The organism is Flavobacterium sp. LC2016-13 (assembly GCF_009707955.1).
Taxonomy (GTDB): Bacteria; Bacteroidota; Bacteroidia; order Flavobacteriales; family Flavobacteriaceae; genus Flavobacterium.
This window is the reverse complement of the sequence record NZ_WMDQ01000001.1, coordinates 629,378-648,096: the sequence shown is the minus strand read 5'-3', so window position 1 is coordinate 648,096 and position 18,719 is coordinate 629,378. Positions and strand designations below refer to the sequence as shown.

Sequence of the window (18,719 nt, the reverse complement as noted above, 5' to 3'; positions counted from 1 at the left end):
CTAAAACAACCCATTCAATTCAGCATCAATTCTATTAATGATATTTCCAAGATCTTCCGGATTATCAACAAAATTGATATTGTCAACGTCAATAATCAATAATTTTCCTTTAGTATAAGTCTGAACCCAGGCTTCGTATCTTTCGTTCAAACGGCTCAAATAATCGATCGAAATTGAGTTTTCGTAATCACGTCCGCGTTTGTGAATTTGTCCAACTAAATTCGGAATAGAACTTCTTAAATAAATCAATAAATCCGGAGCTTTAACCAAAGATTCCATTAATTCAAAAAGAGAAGTATAATTTTCGAAATCACGGCTCGTCATTAATCCCATCGAATATAAATTGGGAGCAAAAATATAAGCATCTTCATAGATAGTTCTATCCTGAACAATTTTCTTTCCACTTTCACGAATCTGTAATACTTGACGAAAACGACTGTTTAGGAAATATATCTGTAAATTAAACGACCAACGCTCCATCTGGTGGTAGAAATCATCTAAATACGGATTATCTACTACATCTTCATAATGAGGCTCCCATTTAAAATGTTTGGCTAATAATTTAGTTAAAGTAGTTTTTCCTGCGCCTATATTTCCTGCTATTGCTATGTGCATTACGGTGTTACGATTTTATAATTTGTAATTCCTTTAGCTGTAAAAATAGATAAAATTTGGTCTTTGTAGCAGAATTTATCAAAGGTTTTTTCTAAAATTTCAATTTCAGAAATTGTACTTGAATTTGTGTCAGTAATGTCTTTAAAATACAACAAATTACCTTTGCTGAAAATATATTGATGTGCATTAATAATTTCGATGGTATCAAAATCAGATACTTTTCCTAACGAAGTTGTTTTTCCAAAAATATTACAAGAGAACCAATTGTTCTTTTTATCAATCCAATAAAAAGTATTAAAATCAGTTTGGTAATATTTTATCGTTTCTGTTAATGGCGTAGAAACCGTTTTATATTCATTTTTTAAATAATCAAAAAGACCTATTTGCTGGTTCAAAGCATTATAAACCCATAATTGGTTTTGAGTCGACATTCCGATTGCATTTACTACAATTGGAATTGCATTTTGAGAAAAATTAATCTCCGTAATTTTATTTAACTGATTGTCGAGTAACAAAACAGTATTAAAGTCGTCATAATACAAAACGATTTTAAGCGGATTTTGAAGATCAACTTTAGTAATGTTTCCCAGAGAAATGCTTTTGTATTCAAAAACCTCATTTCCTTTGGTTTTACTAAAGACATTGTTTTTAATTTGATACGAATATCCAAAAGAATCATAACCTAAAAAGTCATCAGCATCAAGTTTAAAATGAGAAAGAGAAGTCGCGCTTATTTTTTGATTTTGTGAAAAAATAGCTGAAGAAGAACAGGCGATGAAAAGTAAGAAGAAAATTTTGCACACTGTTTTGTTCATAATAATAGCTTTTTTGACGAGCCAAATTACAAAAAACTAAATTAGGAACGATTCAATTTAAAGATTTAGAGCGATTTTGTCCTTTAAATTGCAATAGTCTAGTTTATTAGCAATTTTGTCTATAGCTTATCGGTATTGATATATTTAACTTTCAGGATTTTAAAATTAATAATACATTTGAGAGTAAGTTTTTTTAGACTTACCTTATTTAAAAACTATCTAATGAAAAAACTATCATATTATTTGCTTTTAATGCTTGCTTTTAGTCAGGCACAAGCACAAAAAGATTTTCAGGGAATGGCTGTTTATGAGTCAAAAACCCAAGCGCCTAAATTTGAAGGGATGCGTGGAAACCGCGATATTACGCCCGAAATGCAGAAAAACATGGAAGAGCGTATGAAACAAATGCTGGAGAAAACCTTTATTCTGAATTTTGATAAATCAGCTTCTATTTATAAAGAAGAAGAAAAACTGGAAACTCCCGGACAACAAGGCGGTGGAATGCGTGTTATGATGAACTCGTTTATGGGCGGAGGCGGAACTTTTTATAAAGATGTAAAAAGCAAATCGTATACAGTTGATAAAGAGTTTATGGGAAAAGAATTTCTGGTTGTAGATTCTCTGCCAAAATTAAACTGGAAACTAGAACAGGAAACGAAACAAATTGGAGGTTATACTTGCTATAAAGCAACGGCTGTAAAACCAGCGAGTAAAACCGACTTTAGAAATTTCAGGCCTAAAAATAACGACGACAAAAAAACTGAAGATAAAAAGGACGAAGCCAAAAAAACTTCGGGAGAAACAAAAACCAATTTTGAAGATAATTTTGAAATGCCAAAAGAAGTTGCCATAATTGCCTGGTATACGCCTGAAGTTCCGGTAAATCAAGGGCCTGAAAATTATTGGGGCTTACCAGGTTTAATTTTAGAAGTAAATGACGGAAGAACCACTATTTTATGCTCGAAAATTGTTTTGAATGCCAAAGATAAGGTCGAGATAAAACCATCTAAAAAAGGAAAAGTAATTTCGCAAAAAGATTATGATGATACCGTAATTAAAAAGATGGAAGAATTTAGAGAAATGAATCGCGGTCGTGCCGGCGGACCGCCGCCAATGATGGGAAGATAATAGATTCTTAATTCTAAAATTCACTTATTTTAATCATTTCCTTAATGAACAAGATCCTTTGTTTCTTCGCTATTTTATGCACTTCAGTTACCTTTTCTCAAAGTGTACGTTTTGATGGATTTATTCAGGACGAACAAAAAAATCCGTTAGAGATGGCCAATATTATGGCTGTAAATAATGCTACAAAAGCAATGGATTCTTATGGAATTACCAATGATAAAGGAAGGTTTCAACTGACTTTAAAACCGAATACAGCTTATACGGTTAAAGTAAGTTATCTCGGTATGAAATCAAAAGAGATTTCGATTGCAACACAAACGACGAACATTATTCAGAATATTGTCATGGATGATACCGGAATCGAGCTTGAAGGCGTTGAAATTGTTCGGGAAATGCCTGTTTCGATAAGTGGAGACACCATTGTATACAACGCAGATTCTTTTAAATCCGGAACAGAAAAAAAACTGGAAGATGTTTTGAAAAAATTGCCCGGCGTTGAGGTAAATGCCGATGGAGAAATTGAAGTTGAAGGAAAAAAAGTCAGTAAGTTGATGGTCGAAGGCAAAGATTTTTTTGATGGAGATACCAAATTAGGCGTTAAAAATATTCCTGCTGATGCTATTGACAAAATTCAGGTTTTAAGAAATTATAATGAAGTCAGCGCATTAAAAGGTCTTGAAAATGATCAGGATAATGTTGCCATGAATATTAAACTGAAAGAAGGAAAAAAGAACTTTTGGTTTGGAGACATGACCGCAGGAATTGGCGTTGCAGAACTTGATAGCCGATATATTATTAATCCGAAATTGTTTTATTATAGTCCCAAATACAGCGTTAACGTAATTACCAATTTTAATAATATTGGCGAATTGCCACTTACGGCGCAGGATTATTTTAAGTTTACGGGCGGGTTTAAAAACATGATGAAAAAGGGCGGAAGCAATTTTAATGTTTCATCAAATGATTTAGGAATTTCGATTTTGAGAAACAACCGCGCCAAAGAAATCGAAACAAAATTTGGAGCCACAAACTTCGCATATTCGCCAACAAAAAATTGGAATATTAGTGGTTTTGGAATTCTTTCTACATCAAAAACAGATCTTGAAACCAAATCGCAGACTACTATTCTGGATTCTGGCGATCAACAAAAACGAGATGAATTAACACATCAAAAAAATAATTTAGGATTGTTTAAATTGAGTTCGAGTTATAAACCAAACACGAAACTTCAGTTTGATTACGACATCTTAACGAAATTATCGAAACAAAATGAAGATACAGATTTGTTACGCGAATCTGTGGTAAGCAATATTTCAGATACAGAAACCATTTTTACTACCAAAAAGCAAAATCCAACATCAATAAATCAAAACGTTAGTTTGTATTATACGCAAAGCGATAAAAACATTTTTGCTTTTGAAATGCAGCATTTATATCAGGACGAAAATCCGTTTTATAATGCCAATTTAAGAACACAACCTTTTATTTTGTCAGGTTATATTCCAGTTCAGGTAAATGAAAGAAACGACCTAAATCAGGATCGATTTGTAAAAACCAATAAAATAGATGCAAAATTGGATTATTACTACATGGTAACGCCAAAAAGTAATATCAATATTACGTTAGGAAATACATATTCACATCAGGATTTCAACTCTCATATTTTTCAAATCTTGGATAATGGAGACAGAAATGATTTAAATGATCCTGAAAATAATAATCAGGTAAAGTATAATTTTAATGATGTATTTCTGGGCTTTCATTATAAAATATTAACAGGTAAATTTACTTTAACGCCAGGTTTTAGCGTGCATTCGTACACAATGACAAATGCACAATTGGGAACAGATTATTCGCAGAATTTTACCAAAGTTTTGCCTGATTTTTTTGCGCTCTATCAAATCAAAAAATCAGAAACACTGACGTATAATTTCGCTTTATCAAATGATTTTACAGATGTTAATCAATTGGCTTCGGGTTATGTATTATCAGATTACAGTAGTTTATTCAGAGGAAATCGTTTATTAGAAAATGCAACTTCTCAAGTGCATACATTGCGTTACTTCAAATATAATATGTTCAATTTCGAGAATATTTTTGCGAATGCTGTTTACACGAAAAAAGTTGACGCTATAAAAACCAGCGCAGATTTTACCGGAATTAATCAGGAATCAAATCCTTATAATTCTAATTTGGCCGATGAAACTTTTTCAGGAATGGGAAATTACGGCCGCTCTTTTTTAAAGAATTATAAAGCCTCTGCAAATGCCAGTTTAAATTGGTCAAAATTCAATAATATTCAAAATGATAAATTAGCAACTACAGAAAGTTTTACGCAGAGTTACACCGTAAAAGCATCAACAAACTACAAAAATATGCCTAATCTTGAATTAGGTTACAATGCCTTAATTAATAAATATAGTGGCTCTACCTATTATACAGATAAACCTTTTGCAAGAATAGATTATTACTTTCTGAATAGTTTTTCGTTTGTTTCAGAATATGAATTTTACCATTATTACAATACCAGCAAAACGGTTAATAATGAATATGATTTTTTAAGTGCAAGCTTGATTTATCAAAAAAAGGATAGTAAATGGGAGTATAAAGTTTCAGCAACAAACTTACTAAATACAAAATACCTTAACGACGACAGTTTTTCGCAGTTCTCTACAAGAGTTTCGCAATATACCGTTCAGCCGCGTTATATTATCTTTTCGATGAAATACAATTTATAGTATCTATTAAGTATCTATTTTGGATTTTAAGGGACTTGATTTCGATAATAATCGAATATCTTTACGTTTAATATTAACAAGCCAAAATTTATATTATGCGCAATTATATATGGAGTTTCTTATTGTTTTTTTGTGTGATATTTGTTTCTTTCTCGCAAACAAAAACATTAGAAAAAGGAACCTATGTTTCGACGAATAAAGGTCAAAAAATCAAGTTAAACTTACTCGAAAATAACAAATACGAATTGGTTTTTTATTCTGGCGAATACAAAATCAAAGGCGATTCTTTATTATTTGTTCAAACTGAAAAAGCCGAAAACTCATTTAATCTTAGTTTCAAAAACGATAAAAAAGCTCAAAAAATTAAAATTAAATTTTTAGAACCTTCAATTTATTCTTTTTACATAGGAACACAAAATGGTTCTGAGCCGGTTCAATACCAAAAACTCAACGATATTAAAACTAAAGTAGATCCTGATTGGATCAATATTAATGTCGATTTCGAAATAGACCGTGCAGATTATTTATATCTGGTATACGAAGGATATGAAACTGAAAGTAAAATTTCTAAATATGCTTTGCCCAAAGATGTTTCAGAAATAACCATAAAATATGAACTTGATGCTTTAGGCAATTTAAACCTCGCCGGTTTTTTGGATAAAAGCACAAATGAGCTAAAAATTTCTGAACAAGGAGGAAAAAATCCGTTAGTATTTGTAAATGCAAAAGAGGCGCAGCCTGACGCTGAGCCAACAGTTAAACCAATTGAAAATAAAAGTGTTTTAAACTGGACTTATCCTGGAAAAGATGCTTTAATTAACGAAGATTTTGGACAAGATGTAACTGTTGATACCGCTGTTGCCGTTATTACATCTCAATATAATTTTAAATTTAAAACAGAAAATAATTTAAAAAGTGCTATTGCCGCCACTAAAATTGCCAAAAGTAAATTTTTGGTAGTTTATACCGATAGTAAAAATCCAACAGCAAAAGCTGATTTTGATGCAGTTTTAAAAGATCTTGAAACACAAGTTGGCTATTATATGTATGATGCCTACAATGCGCAATATGATGTTTTTAATTATTATTTGGCTACAGCCGATGATAAAAAATGGCTTAAAACCAATAAAATATCAGATAGTCCAGGTTTGATAATACTAAACGGAGACGGAGATGTTTTAGCAACTGCAAAATCGAATTTAATAGATAAAAAATCAGAGTTTACCTATTATGACGAGTTTACCAAAAAACTGCAAAGAGCAAGTGCTTTTTACGCTTTTAATAAAGCAGCTAAAAATAAAAAAGTAACAGATGTTGAGGTTGTTTCAGCTTTTTATAAAGCTTCGATACTTGACATACCTTATGATTATGAAACAACTGATGCCGTTACCGTTACGCCAGAAGTAAATCCGGCAGATTTTAAAATTGCAAAAGTTACTTTGGATAAAAAAGAAGTTGCCCAAATCTGGAAAAAATTAATCGAGACACATCAAAAAGACACAAAACCAAACAGAGAGCTGGTAGAAACTATTTTGAGAGAAATTAAAAACGTAGGTTTTACGAAGCAGTTTTTTAATGAAGAGCGCGTTTTTAATGATACCGATTTCTTAGCAATTGATTATTTGTTAAAACATTACGATGCGATAGAGAAAATGAATATAGAAGATGAAAACGGAAACGCTTTGGCATTATTAAAAGGAAGCTTAAGTTTTGAAATTTCATCTGCTTTGCAACAAAATAGTTATGTAACGCAAGAAGGTGTTGCAGGAAAAGCAAATCAAAATAAAATAATTGCGATTTATAAAAAATTGATTGCAACCGGTAAAGGAAGTTTTGATTGCTATAAAAATTATTTCGATTATTTGAATGCAGACAGCGAAAATAGTATTGATGATATTGCTTTCTTAAAAGAGTTTAAATCTTATTTTAATACGTATTTATCAACTGAAAAAGGAAATGCAATTGAAAGACTAGACGAGATGTTTACACGTTTAGATACAGATTCTGATTACTCGTACAACGGATGGAATTCTTTTAAAGATTATCATTCTAATCTTGTTAACACAGCTGCCTGGGCAACAGTATTAAAACCAGCAAATAATGGTTTTATAAAAGATGCTATAAGTTGGTCAGAATACAGTTTGGTTGTTACTAAAAACAATCCGTATTATTTAGATACGTTGGCGCAGTTGTATTATAAAGACGGTCAAAAAGATAAAGCAATCGCAACTCAGGAATTAGCAGTAAAATTTTTAACTGCCGAAGTTGAAGAACAAACCGCTACTGAAATACGAGAAACATTAAGCAAAATGCAAAACGGAACGTATTAGGCTCCAAAATTTATATAAAAAGAAACCCGACAAAATTTAAAATCTTGTCGGGTTTTTTATTTTATTTTTTGATGCCTACCATTACTTTGATTTGGTAATTTTCAGGAATTTTTTTCTTGTTTTCTATGGAACCAATAGCACTTATATAAGTCATTAAAATAGTGTATTTTGAATTCTCTACTTTTTGTTCAATTTTTTTCTTATGATCATAATCTCTTCTAAAATCAGAATTTGTAATGATAAAGTCGTTTATTTTAAGAGGAACTATATCCTGATTGATTATTAGATCCTGACCATAATCTCTTGCTTTTGTTTTAATTGAATAAACAGTATTATCAATATTTGTAGTCGCATCAAAACTATCATTATCAGATATTGTGAATATGAAATCATATCCATGAATATTAGTTACTTCATTGTGATTATTTTGATAGAAATAATAATTAAAAGAACTGTTTATATCATCTTTTCTATCATATTCAGATCGATATTCATAACCTAAGTTTTCCATTATTATGCTTGATCCTGGATCTTTATCTTTTTTGTAAAGAGCATCTAATTTTTTATGCGCATACGGAAGCATAACCTCAAAACCATAATTTTTATCTAAAAAATGAACAATACTGCTTAATTCCTGTTCCTGTTCAAAAGTTAGTTTTTTACCATCTCCTTTTTGTATATAAGATTCAAATCTAGATAATTGACTATATTTTGAGACAGAATTAGCACTTTGTGGACCAACAATAGAAAACAATCCCGCAAGGCACATACTTATAGGAATGAATTTTATTTTTGGATGTTTTGAGATTAAAAAATACCCCACAACAACCGCTAACCAAATTGATAATAATAAAACATAATAACGTTCGTGCGTAAATCCGTAAAGATTGATTCGGTATAAAATCGCCCAAAATAATAATAGCAATAATGGAATTAATAAGAAATAAAACCAGCGATTAAAAGTTCGCATCCATAAATTTCCGTTCTCATTCGCAATTGGGAGAACCAATAAAAAAGAAAGAATTCCGACAATGGCAAATGCCAAAACAAGATAAGAAACCCAACCTACAGGTAATGAAAGTGTGACAAGGATTTTGGCTTCATAACAAATTAAAATCACCAAATAAATACTTATTAATGGCAATAAAACATACTGTGTGAAATTTTTAAGCCCTTTAGGATAATTTAAACGTAACGGAATTTCTTCGTTATTGATTTCAGGAACGCCGCTTAAAAAGAAAATCGTATTAAAGATTCCTGCAATTGTAAAAAACAAATAGCCATAGATTTTACTATCAAATTCAACTTTAAATAATTGATCAACGGCTAATATGGCTAATGCTAAACCACCGTAAAGAACAATACTGTATAAGCCCGAAGTTAATATTCGCAAAAAAAGCTGTTTGTTAAATTCCCAAAACTCTTCCTGATTGTATTTTTTTGGCAGAAACCCTGCAAACGAAACAAGCAGATGTAATGCAAGATTGAGTACAAAAAACTCTTGTGCTTCAACATCAGAAATTCTTTCTCTAAAATTGAATACAAAAGCAGTTAGTAGAACTCCAAAAGCTAAACTAATAAGATATCGTATTATATTGTTTTTTTGTTTAGAAGCAAAAAACAAACTTACAGCGAGAAACCAAACCAGGCATAATGAACAACTCATTATCGTTTTTTGATAAAACTCTTGATTAGGATCGTTGTATTTTAATTCGATAAGAATAATGGCAGAAACGGTTCCGATAATAGCAGCTATAATTTCTAACGGAAATCTCAGAATAGTTTTTTTTGTGGCATTTAGCACGTTTTGTAACGAAGGAAGTTTACTCATTTTTTGGTCAGTTATTTTGTACTAAGAAAAGCAAATGCAACCAAATAACCAAATAAAAACCCCGAACTCTAAAGAATAGAATTCGGGGTAATATTAAGTAAGATTAAAAAGAAATTGATCCTGAGATCTAAGAATTAATAATCGTATGAATCAATAATTATAAGCCAAATGCAGCTTTTACTTTGTCTACAAAATCAAGTTTCTCCCAAGTAAATAACTCAACAGTAACCGTTTTTTCGTGCCCGCCCGGAGCGTGGAAAGTTTTTGTTACAACTTCTGGTGTACGTCCCATGTGTCCGTAAGCAGCAGTTTCGCTATAAATAGGGTTTCTTAATTTTAAACGTTGTTCGATAAAGTAAGGACGCATGTCAAACAATTCTTCTACTTTTTTAGCAATTTCACCGTTAGTTAAATTTACTTTAGAAGTTCCGTAAGTTTCAATGAAAATTCCCATTGGTTGAGCAACACCAATTGCGTAAGAAACCTGAACTAAGATTTCGTCAGCAACACCTGCAGCAACTAAGTTTTTAGCGATATGACGTGTAGCATAAGCAGCACTTCTGTCAACTTTACTCGGATCTTTTCCAGAGAAAGCACCACCACCATGAGCTCCTTTTCCACCGTAAGTGTCAACAATAATTTTTCTTCCTGTTAAACCAGTATCTCCGTGAGGTCCTCCAATAACGAATTTTCCTGTTGGGTTAATATGGTAGTTGATTTTATCATTGAATAAATGTGCGTGAGCAGGATTTTTAGCAATGATTCTTGGAATTAAAATTTCAACAATATCTTTTTTGATTTTTGCCAACATTGTAGCTTCTTCTTCAAAATCATCATGTTGCGTAGAGATTACAATTGCATCAATACGAGTTGGTTTATTATCGTCGCTGTATTCTAAAGTTACCTGAGATTTAGCATCTGGACGTAAATAAGTGATTTCTTTGTTTTCACGTCTTAAAATAGCTAACTCTTGTAATAATTTATGAGATAAATCAAGTGCCAATGGCATGTAGTTTTCAGTTTCGTTAGTTGCGTAACCAAACATCATTCCCTGATCTCCTGCACCTTGCTCTTCTGGCTTAGCTCTGTCAACACCTTGATTAATATCTGCAGATTGTTCGTGAATAGCTGAAAGAATTCCACAAGAATTCGCTTCAAACATATATTCACTTTTAGTATATCCAATTTTACGGATTACCTCACGAGCAATTTGTTGAACATCAAGATAGGTATTCGATTTTACTTCACCAGCCAAAATAACCTGACCAGTTGTAACTAAAGTTTCGCATGCTACTTTCGAGTCAGCATCAAATGCCAAGAAGTTATCAATTAATGCATCCGAAATTTGATCTGCAACTTTGTCTGGATGCCCTTCACTAACAGATTCTGACGTAAATAAATAAGCCATAATAATTTATTAAATTAAAATTAAGCGAGGAAAATAATTGCTGAAAAAGGCTAAAGGAGAGTTTCTGCTTTAGCATTTTTTACTACTGAAATCAATCTTTCAGTATTCATAACGAACCGTTTCATTATGAAGAGGTTGCAATCAGTTCAAATTTTTCCTCTGTATTCGCGTGCAAAGGTATAAAACCATTTTGATTTGCAAATTAAACTTTAACTTTTTTTATTTTTAAAGGCAGAAATTTAACATAATATACTATTTTGATAGGGTAATAGAAATTATTTCTGTTTTTGTTTGGTCGATTAAAAAATAGTTTGCACATTTGCCTCACCAAAATAGAAAGAAAAAAATGAAATTAACAATTTGCAATATGTCTTGTATGATGCCGGAATCTTCCGCAGAGACACTATTGTAGTTTTTTTTCAAACACATATATAGAAACCTCTGCTAACCGCAGAGGTTTTTTTTATGCCAAAAAATAACAAACGATAAAACCATTTTAAGCCAGATATTAACGAATCAAAAAGAACAAATGAAAAAAAATGTACTCGCAGTTTTAGGTCTTTTGACATTTTCAGGCCTTTATGCTCAGGATAATAAAACCGAGCAGGACTCTTTAAAGAATAACGAATTATCAGAAGTTACCATAGTTGGATCAAGAAGTAAAAACAGAGTAAAAACGGATGTTCCAGTTCCGGTTGATGTTTTTAATATTTCTGAAATCACAAAAGGCGCACCGCAAACCAGTGTAACCCAAATATTAAATTATGTAGCACCATCTTTTACCAGTAATGCAACATCAACAGCAGATGCTACAGATCACGTAGATCCGGCACAATTAAGAGGTTTAGGACCAGATCAGGTTTTGATTTTAGTAAACGGAAAACGCCGACACACCAGTTCGTTAGTAAACATAAACGGATCTCCGGGAAGAGGTTCTGTTGGGACAGATTTAAATGCCATTCCGTCTTTTGCGATCGAAAGAATCGAAGTTTTAAGAGATGGAGCAGCAGCACAGTACGGTTCTGATGCCATTGCAGGCGTTATTAATATTGTATTAAAAAAGAACGCCAATTATCTTACCGGAGATGTTCAATATGGCGCCAACATATCTTCGGGTTCCAATAATTTTAAAGGTGGTTCTGACGGACAAACGGTGCAGGCCGATTTAAACTACGGAACTTCTTTGGGTAAAGAAGGAAGTTTTTTAAACCTAACCGGAAGTGTCGTAACAAGACAGGCAACAAGCAGGGCAGGAATTAGAAACAATGGTATTTTTAATGCCTACAATGCTGTAGAATACAGAGCGGCACAAAACGGAGTAAGTATAAATTCATTATTTGGAAATATTAATAGTACGCCAAATTCTGCTCAAATTATTAGTTCATTGCAGCAATACGCACCACAAGTAAGCTATTTTACGCCGGCTCAGCAAACAGCAATTTCATCTGCAACGACAATTGGGCAATTGCAAACCGCTTTGAATTTTGATGTTACTAATAATGAAATCAATTTTAGAGGTCAGGAAAGAAGCGATTATAATATGAGTGTTGGTCAGTCAGAGCTGGCTTCGGGACAACTATATTATAATACTAAATATCCGTTAACAGAAACAACAGCTTTATATTCTTTTGGTGGACTTTCGTATAGAAACGGAAAATCGTATGCTTTTAACAGACTTCCAAATGGTTCAGGAACTTTCACGGAAGTGTATGCAAACGGATTTTTACCGGAAATTGAATCTAAAATATTAGATGCGTCTGCGGCTTTAGGGCTTACAACTCAATTATTTGGTTTTGATACTGATATCAGCTCAAATCTCGGAACAAATTCATTTCAATATGATGTAAACAATTCGATTAATGCTACTTTAGGAACCAATTCTCCAAACGGTTTTGATGCTGGTAAAGTTTCGTTTCTACAAAGTACAACCAATTTAGATTTAAGCAAAAAACTTGATGTTTTGGGAGGTTTGAACGTAGCTTTTGGTGGAGAATTTAGATATGAAAATTATCAGATAAAACAAGGCGACGAAGCTTCATACGGTTTATATGATACAAACGGCGCTTTAGTTTCAGGAATTTTACCAAGTAATTCACCATTAATTGTAACGGACTTTTTTGGCAACAAACGTGGAGCAGGGGCGCAGGGATTTTCTGGATTTCAACCAACTGATGCCAAAGAAAAAGACAGAAAAAGTGGCGCGGCTTATGTTGACTTAGAATTAAATGTTACTGGAAAATGGCTTTTGAATGGAGCGGCACGTTACGAGAATTTTTCTGATTTTGGAAGCACGGTTATTTTTAAACTGGCTTCTCTTTTAAAATTGACAGACAACATCAACTGGAGAATTTCAGGGCAAACAGGTTTTAGAGCGCCATCATTGCAGCAAAAATATTTTGAAGCAAGCTCAACACAATTTATCAACGGTTCGCCTTATCAGGTTGGTTATTTTACAAACGATTCTCAGGCAGCAAAAAGTATTGGTGTAGAAAATTTAAAACCAGAAAAATCTAAAAGTATCAGTACAGGATTTACATTCAAAATTCCAGATGCAAACATCACAATTGCTACAGATGCTTATTTTACAAGAATCGACGACAGAATTGTTTTAACAGGACAATATGCAAGACCAACAGATGCACAGATAACAGCAGCAACATCGCCTGAACAAGCAAATGCATTGACTTTGTTTCAGGAAGCATTTGACTTAAAAGGTGTAGAAAGAGCTTCGTTCTGGACAAACGGAATTAACTCTGAAACAAAAGGAGTTGATGTTGTAATTTCTCAAAAATATAATGTAATCCCGGATTTCACTATTAGAAATGACTTTGCTTTAAGTTATAATGAAACAAAAAGAGTAGGAAGTTTAAACGTTCCGAAATCTATTGTAGATGCGGGCGGAGATCCTTATATATATTCGTTTTTTCCGGAATCAAGCCGCGTTTATTTAGAAGAAGCAATTCCGAAGTTGAAAGCCAATTTAACAACGACTTTCAATATTAAAAAACTGGACATTTATTTAAGAAACAGCTATTTCGGAAAAGTAACAGATCCTGGATCTACAGATGTAAACTTAGATGGATTTTCTTCGGTATATGAACATCCTGAATACAGTGCAAAATTAGTTACCGATTTATCTTTAGGATATCAAATAAACGAACATTTAAGATTAACACTTGGAGTTAATAATATAGGAGATGTTTATCCGGACAGAAATATTGGTGCAGTTCCGGCTTTTACCAATACAACGCCAACATTGTCTCCGGTACCAAGTTCAGACTTAACCGTTGCAAATCAGTTTGCATATTCAAGAGCAGTATCACAATTTGGATTAAACGGCCGATTTGGTTTTGCACGTTTAAGCTTTAAATATTAAAAGAGGAGATTATTAGCCACAGATTTTTTTAATCCTTTAATCTGTGGCTAAAAATTTTAAAAGATTTTTTTTTAAAAATAATTACCAGTATTTACAAGGCTTAGAAAGCTTTTAATGTTAAATGTCAATTTTTGATTTGGTAGATTCAAAAATACTTATTACATTTACTCTATCGAATTAGTCGAGTTTAAAAAATATAAAAAATACAAAAATGAAAACAGTAGCAAATAATAAAATGATGGTGTGTTGTATGATGCAAATGTGCATCCCAAATTTGCTATTGCCAAAAGTGAAAGAGTAATCTTTGTTATAGAGTTAAAAACTATAAAACCCTTTTGGTAGCCATCCGAAAGGGTTTTTTTAGTTTCAACATTTTAAATTTTAAACCATGAATACATTAGATATAAATACAATCGCATTTCAGTACTTATTGAGAACAGATTCTCAAAAAAATAATAATAAAGCTGAAGAAGCAACAATTGATACTTTGAAGTATAATCCCGAACACTATATAAAAAGTCAAAAATCTTTATTGTCTCAAATATACCATCTCGAAGAAGAAGATCTTTATGTGTAAACAATATCAAATTTCAATTTCAATAACAATATATAATAGTATTAACAATACCTAAAAAACTAAACTATCATGAGCACACAAAAATTCGCAACAAACGCATTACACGCAGGGCACGACGTAACTAAAAACGGTGGAACAAGAGCAGTGCCAATTTATCAGACATCATCGTATGTTTTTAATAACTCAGATCATGCAGCCAATTTATTTGGTTTGGCCGAAGCAGGATATATTTACACACGACTGAATAACCCGACAAATGATGTTTTAGAACAACGTCTTGCAGCGCTTGAAGGCGGAATTGCAGCCGTTGTAACAGCATCCGGAGCATCTGCAATTGCGACTACTTTTTTGACTTTACTAAAAGCTGGCGATCATATTGTAGCTTCAAATAGTTTATACGGAGGAACTTATAATTTATTAAAAGTGACTTTGCCACGTTTAGGAATTACAACCACTTTTGTAGATCCTGCAAAACCAGAAAATTTTACAAAAGCAGCGAAAGAAAACACAAGAGCCTTTTTTGTAGAATCATTAGGAAATCCAAAATTAGATGTATTGGATTTGAAAGCGATTTCGGCGGAAGCCAAAAACTTCAAAGTGCCTTTTATTGTAGACAATACCGTTGCGACTCCTTATTTATTAAAACCAATTGAATACGGAGCAAATATTGTGATTCATTCTTTAACCAAATATATTTCAGGAAACGGAACTTCTTTAGGAGGTGTTATTATTGATGCCGGAACTTTTGACTGGTCTAACGGAAAATTCCCTGAATTTACAGAACCTTCTGCAGGTTATCACGGTTTAATATACCATGAAGCTTTAGGAAATGCAGCTTTTATTGCAAAAGCAAGAATTGAAGGTTTACGTGATTTTGGTTCCGCTTTAAGTCCGTTTAATGCTTTTCAAATCATTCAGGGATTAGAAACATTGCCAATCCGAATTAAAAAACACAGCGAAAATGCTTTGGCTTTAGCAGAATGGTTAGAGCAACAAGATGAGGTTGTTTGGGTAAATTACCCAGGTTTAAAATCGAATAAATATTATGATTTAGCCAAAGAATATCTTCCGGAAGGACAAAGCGGCGTTATCACTTTTGGATTAAAAGGTGGTTTTGAAGCAGCGAAAAAAGTAGTTGATGAAACAAAACTATTCTCGCTTTTGGCCAATATTGGTGATACAAAATCACTAATTATTCATCCGGCAAGCACCACACATCAGCAATTAAATGATGAAGAACAACTGGAAACAGGCGTTTCTAAAGATTTGGTCCGACTTTCTGTTGGAATCGAAGACATCGAAGATTTGATCGCTGACTTGAAAACTGTATTTGCGAGCGTTGCGCAATCACAATACAGTATCAATAAAAATTAGGTTTTTTTGTTTTTTGTTTGAAAAATTGCCTTTAGCAATGTGAGTTTTGCTAGAGGTGATTTTTTATGATGAAAAATTCAAGATAAAAGTTTTTTCACCATATAAGTTATATAAGTTCATTTAGTAGAGACGCACAGCAGTGCGTCTAATTAGCAGACGCGCATAGCAGTTCGTCTAAATCATATGCGTTGGTGATATTAAATGAACTTATATCACTTATATGGTTTAATTAACCTTAATAGATTAAAAATTATGTCAAAGCTTAAAATAAACATTATCCTTTTTGGAATTGGAAATATCGGAAGCACTTTAATCAATCAGATTATCGAAAGTCAGGAATTTTTTCTTCAAAGTAAAAACATCGATTTTCATTTCCCGATTATCACCAATTCTACCGTTGCTTTTTTCGAGAAAGAAGGCGTTGGATATGCATGGGAAACTAATTTCGTGCAATTAGCAGTTCCTTTTAAGGTAGAAGATATTGTTGAATTTGCTAAAGAAAATGAATTTGAAAATTTAATTGCCGTTGATGCTACAGCGAGCGACGAATTGATAAGTCATTATAATACGCTGATTCAAAACGGATTTAATATTGTAGCGGTCAATAAAAAAGCCAATACATTACCAATTGATCTTTATAAAGAAATACGAGCGAACCTTAAAAAGTACGATAAAGAATTTCTGTATGAGACTTCAGTCGACACAGGATTTCCTGTTTTGCAGACTTTAAGAGATTTGTATTATTCAGGAGAGAAAATCACTAAAATACGAGGCGTTTTTTCAGATAACCTGAGTTATGTCTTTAATCGGTTTTCGGCTGAAGAATCCTCTTCTTTTTCTTCTGTTCTAAAAGATGCGAGTTTATTAGGATTGATGCGCTCTACATTTAAAGAAGATTTATCAGGAAATGACACAGCAAAAAAGCTCTTGATTCTGACCAGGGAAATTGGAAAAGATTTTGACCTTTCGGACATAAAAATCAATTCTCTTATAAATCAAGAGCATTTAGAGAAAAACGGAATACTTAATAAGGACGCCGTTGACAGATCGTTTAAGATTGCAAAAATAACCCAATCTGATAATCATGTGCTGCGTTATATAGGTGAGTTTGATATTGCGAAAAACACATTAGAAGTGAAATTGGTTTCAGAGCCGGTAACATCAGCCATCGGACAGCTAAAAGGTTCTGATACCATTTTTGAAATTTATACGCAGTCTTATGCCGATGTTCCTATCGTAATTCAAAGCGCTTCGGCATGTAAACAAGCTATTTCGAGAGGAATTATAACCGATATTCTCAAAGTTGCAGAAAAAATCAAGCATAAAGAGACAATCTGGGTTTAGAAAATCGTTAAAAACCAGATTGAAATTTTTAGCAATGTTCTTTGATAAACTGATTTGTGGAGATCGTTTGAAGGCTTAAACTAGTTTTTGTAAGTTTTTACATCAATTTTTTAAAACAAAAGTTTTGTAAGATGTTTTATATCGTCAAAAAACGTTTTTTTGTCGGATTTTCGTATTAATTTATTTATTTTTATTTGTGTAATTAAAATAATATTTGCATATTTGTTAAACCCAAAAGCTACTAAATCAATGAACTTAAAGGTCTATAAAATGTTTTGTGCCATTTCGGTTAAAACCGTTGGGATGCTTATTGCTTAAATTGTAAGAAAACAATAATTATATATAGCAAAGCCTCCCGATAATTTTTTAGGAGGCTTTTTTTAATTTTATGAAAATGCAAGAATTAAATATAACAATTAAATCACAGATGGATAAATCCCTACAGATGAACAAGATGTTCTCTGTCGCATTTATTTGCGTGCACGTCTGTTGATACTAAAAGTATATATAAGTTTAAAAAACTTAAACCCTTTTGGTATCCCGGTCCAAAAGGGTTTTTTTATTTCATAAGGCAAAGGTTAACAAAACATAAACGAATAATAAAGATAAAAACACAACAAACTAAAACTTAATAACATGAGCGCAACAAACTACTTAACAAGAACATTTTCTAAATTGAAAAGCATCAGAACGAAAAGAAACAATCCGCCGCCAACGAACGAATTGATTCACCCAAGTTTCGGAATCACTGAAACCGATAAAGCAGAGAAAAAAACACCGAATTCATTATTATTTTTGATGTATTCTAAAGAGAATGAAACACTTTTTATCTAAATCAAAAAGTATCATAAAATAGGGTAAAACCGGCTTAATTTTACTGGGCAAATAGTTCGGTAATTTTTTGCGTACAATAGTTTTGGTTTGAATTATATTTAAGAAAATGAGTAATCAGTTTCGATAAAATTTGTTTGTTTAAGAAATTAGTAGTTAATTTGCACCTTTAAGTTCAAAAACGTATTGAAAATGTTATAAAGAAAGGACGAGGGATTAGACCCGATGAATCCTTAGCAACCCTTCGTTAACTCGAAGAAGGTGCTGCATTCTACCACGCCCAAACGTGGAAAGATAACAACAAGAATTTTTCTAGTAATACACTCTAGACTTTCTTTCTAATATTTCCGTA

General features: G+C 32.3%; 12 protein-coding genes and 1 riboswitch. Of the genes, 8 read left to right on the top strand and 4 right to left on the bottom strand.

From position 1 onward, the window contains the following. Entirely contained in the window at positions 1-615 is a 615-nt protein-coding gene (locus GKZ86_RS02815) for a deoxynucleoside kinase (RefSeq protein ID WP_154781591.1), read from the bottom strand. Beyond that, positions 615-1,430, bottom strand: coding sequence for a hypothetical protein (locus GKZ86_RS02810; protein WP_154781590.1), 816 nt, complete (start codon positions 1,428-1,430; stop codon positions 615-617). The genes GKZ86_RS02815 and GKZ86_RS02810 overlap by 1 nt, the downstream gene beginning before the upstream one ends. Positions 1,431-1,652: 222 nt before the next feature. On the opposite strand from GKZ86_RS02810, the gene GKZ86_RS02805 reads away from it, so the two are divergent. The 3 genes from GKZ86_RS02805 to GKZ86_RS02795 all read left to right on the top strand — a co-directional run bounded on the left by GKZ86_RS02805 (position 1,653) and on the right by GKZ86_RS02795 (position 7,626). Beyond that, a complete protein-coding gene (locus GKZ86_RS02805) occupies positions 1,653-2,558 on the top strand; it encodes a GLPGLI family protein (RefSeq protein ID WP_154781589.1) in 906 nt (301 codons plus the stop codon). 44 nt (positions 2,559-2,602) lie between these two features. After that, positions 2,603-5,296: a carboxypeptidase-like regulatory domain-containing protein gene (locus GKZ86_RS02800; protein ID WP_154781588.1), complete on the top strand. Its 2,694-nt coding sequence runs from the start codon at positions 2,603-2,605 to the stop codon at positions 5,294-5,296. Positions 5,297-5,391: 95 nt separating this feature from the next. Next, on the top strand, positions 5,392-7,626 hold the full coding sequence (locus GKZ86_RS02795; RefSeq protein WP_154781587.1) for a hypothetical protein: 2,235 nt from the start codon (positions 5,392-5,394) through the stop codon (positions 7,624-7,626). A 61-nt stretch (positions 7,627-7,687) separates the two neighbouring features. Here GKZ86_RS02795 and GKZ86_RS02790 read toward each other — a convergent pair whose 3' ends face one another. After that, a complete protein-coding gene (locus GKZ86_RS02790; RefSeq protein WP_154781586.1) occupies positions 7,688-9,457 on the bottom strand; it encodes a DUF4153 domain-containing protein in 1,770 nt (589 codons plus the stop codon). A 157-nt stretch (positions 9,458-9,614) separates the two neighbouring features. Then, positions 9,615-10,865, bottom strand: coding sequence for a methionine adenosyltransferase (gene metK, locus GKZ86_RS02785; protein WP_154781585.1), 1,251 nt, complete (start codon positions 10,863-10,865; stop codon positions 9,615-9,617). Between the two features lie 529 nt (positions 10,866-11,394). Here metK and GKZ86_RS02780 point away from each other — a divergent pair. The 5 genes from GKZ86_RS02780 to GKZ86_RS02760 all read left to right on the top strand — a co-directional run bounded on the left by GKZ86_RS02780 (position 11,395) and on the right by GKZ86_RS02760 (position 18,370). After that, complete coding sequence (locus GKZ86_RS02780; protein WP_154781584.1) at positions 11,395-14,241, top strand: TonB-dependent siderophore receptor; 2,847 nt, start codon at positions 11,395-11,397, stop codon at positions 14,239-14,241. Positions 14,242-14,629: 388 nt separating this feature from the next. Then, complete coding sequence (locus GKZ86_RS02775; RefSeq protein WP_154781583.1) at positions 14,630-14,818, top strand: hypothetical protein; 189 nt, start codon at positions 14,630-14,632, stop codon at positions 14,816-14,818. A 69-nt stretch (positions 14,819-14,887) separates the two neighbouring features. Beyond that, positions 14,888-16,192, top strand: a complete 1,305-nt coding sequence (locus tag GKZ86_RS02770; RefSeq protein ID WP_154781582.1) for an O-acetylhomoserine aminocarboxypropyltransferase/cysteine synthase family protein — start codon at positions 14,888-14,890, stop codon at positions 16,190-16,192. A gap of 252 nt (positions 16,193-16,444) precedes the next feature. After that, positions 16,445-17,536 (top strand): aspartate kinase, encoded by a 1,092-nt coding sequence (locus GKZ86_RS02765; protein ID WP_154781581.1) that lies wholly within the window; start codon positions 16,445-16,447, stop codon positions 17,534-17,536. A 636-nt stretch (positions 17,537-18,172) separates the two neighbouring features. Beyond that, positions 18,173-18,370 carry a hypothetical protein gene (locus GKZ86_RS02760; protein ID WP_154781580.1) on the top strand — a complete coding sequence of 66 codons (198 nt, stop codon included), beginning with the start codon at positions 18,173-18,175 and terminating at the stop codon, positions 18,368-18,370. 189 nt (positions 18,371-18,559) lie between these two features. Then, positions 18,560-18,668, top strand: a riboswitch (SAM riboswitch). Positions 18,669-18,719 lie beyond the last annotated feature (51 nt).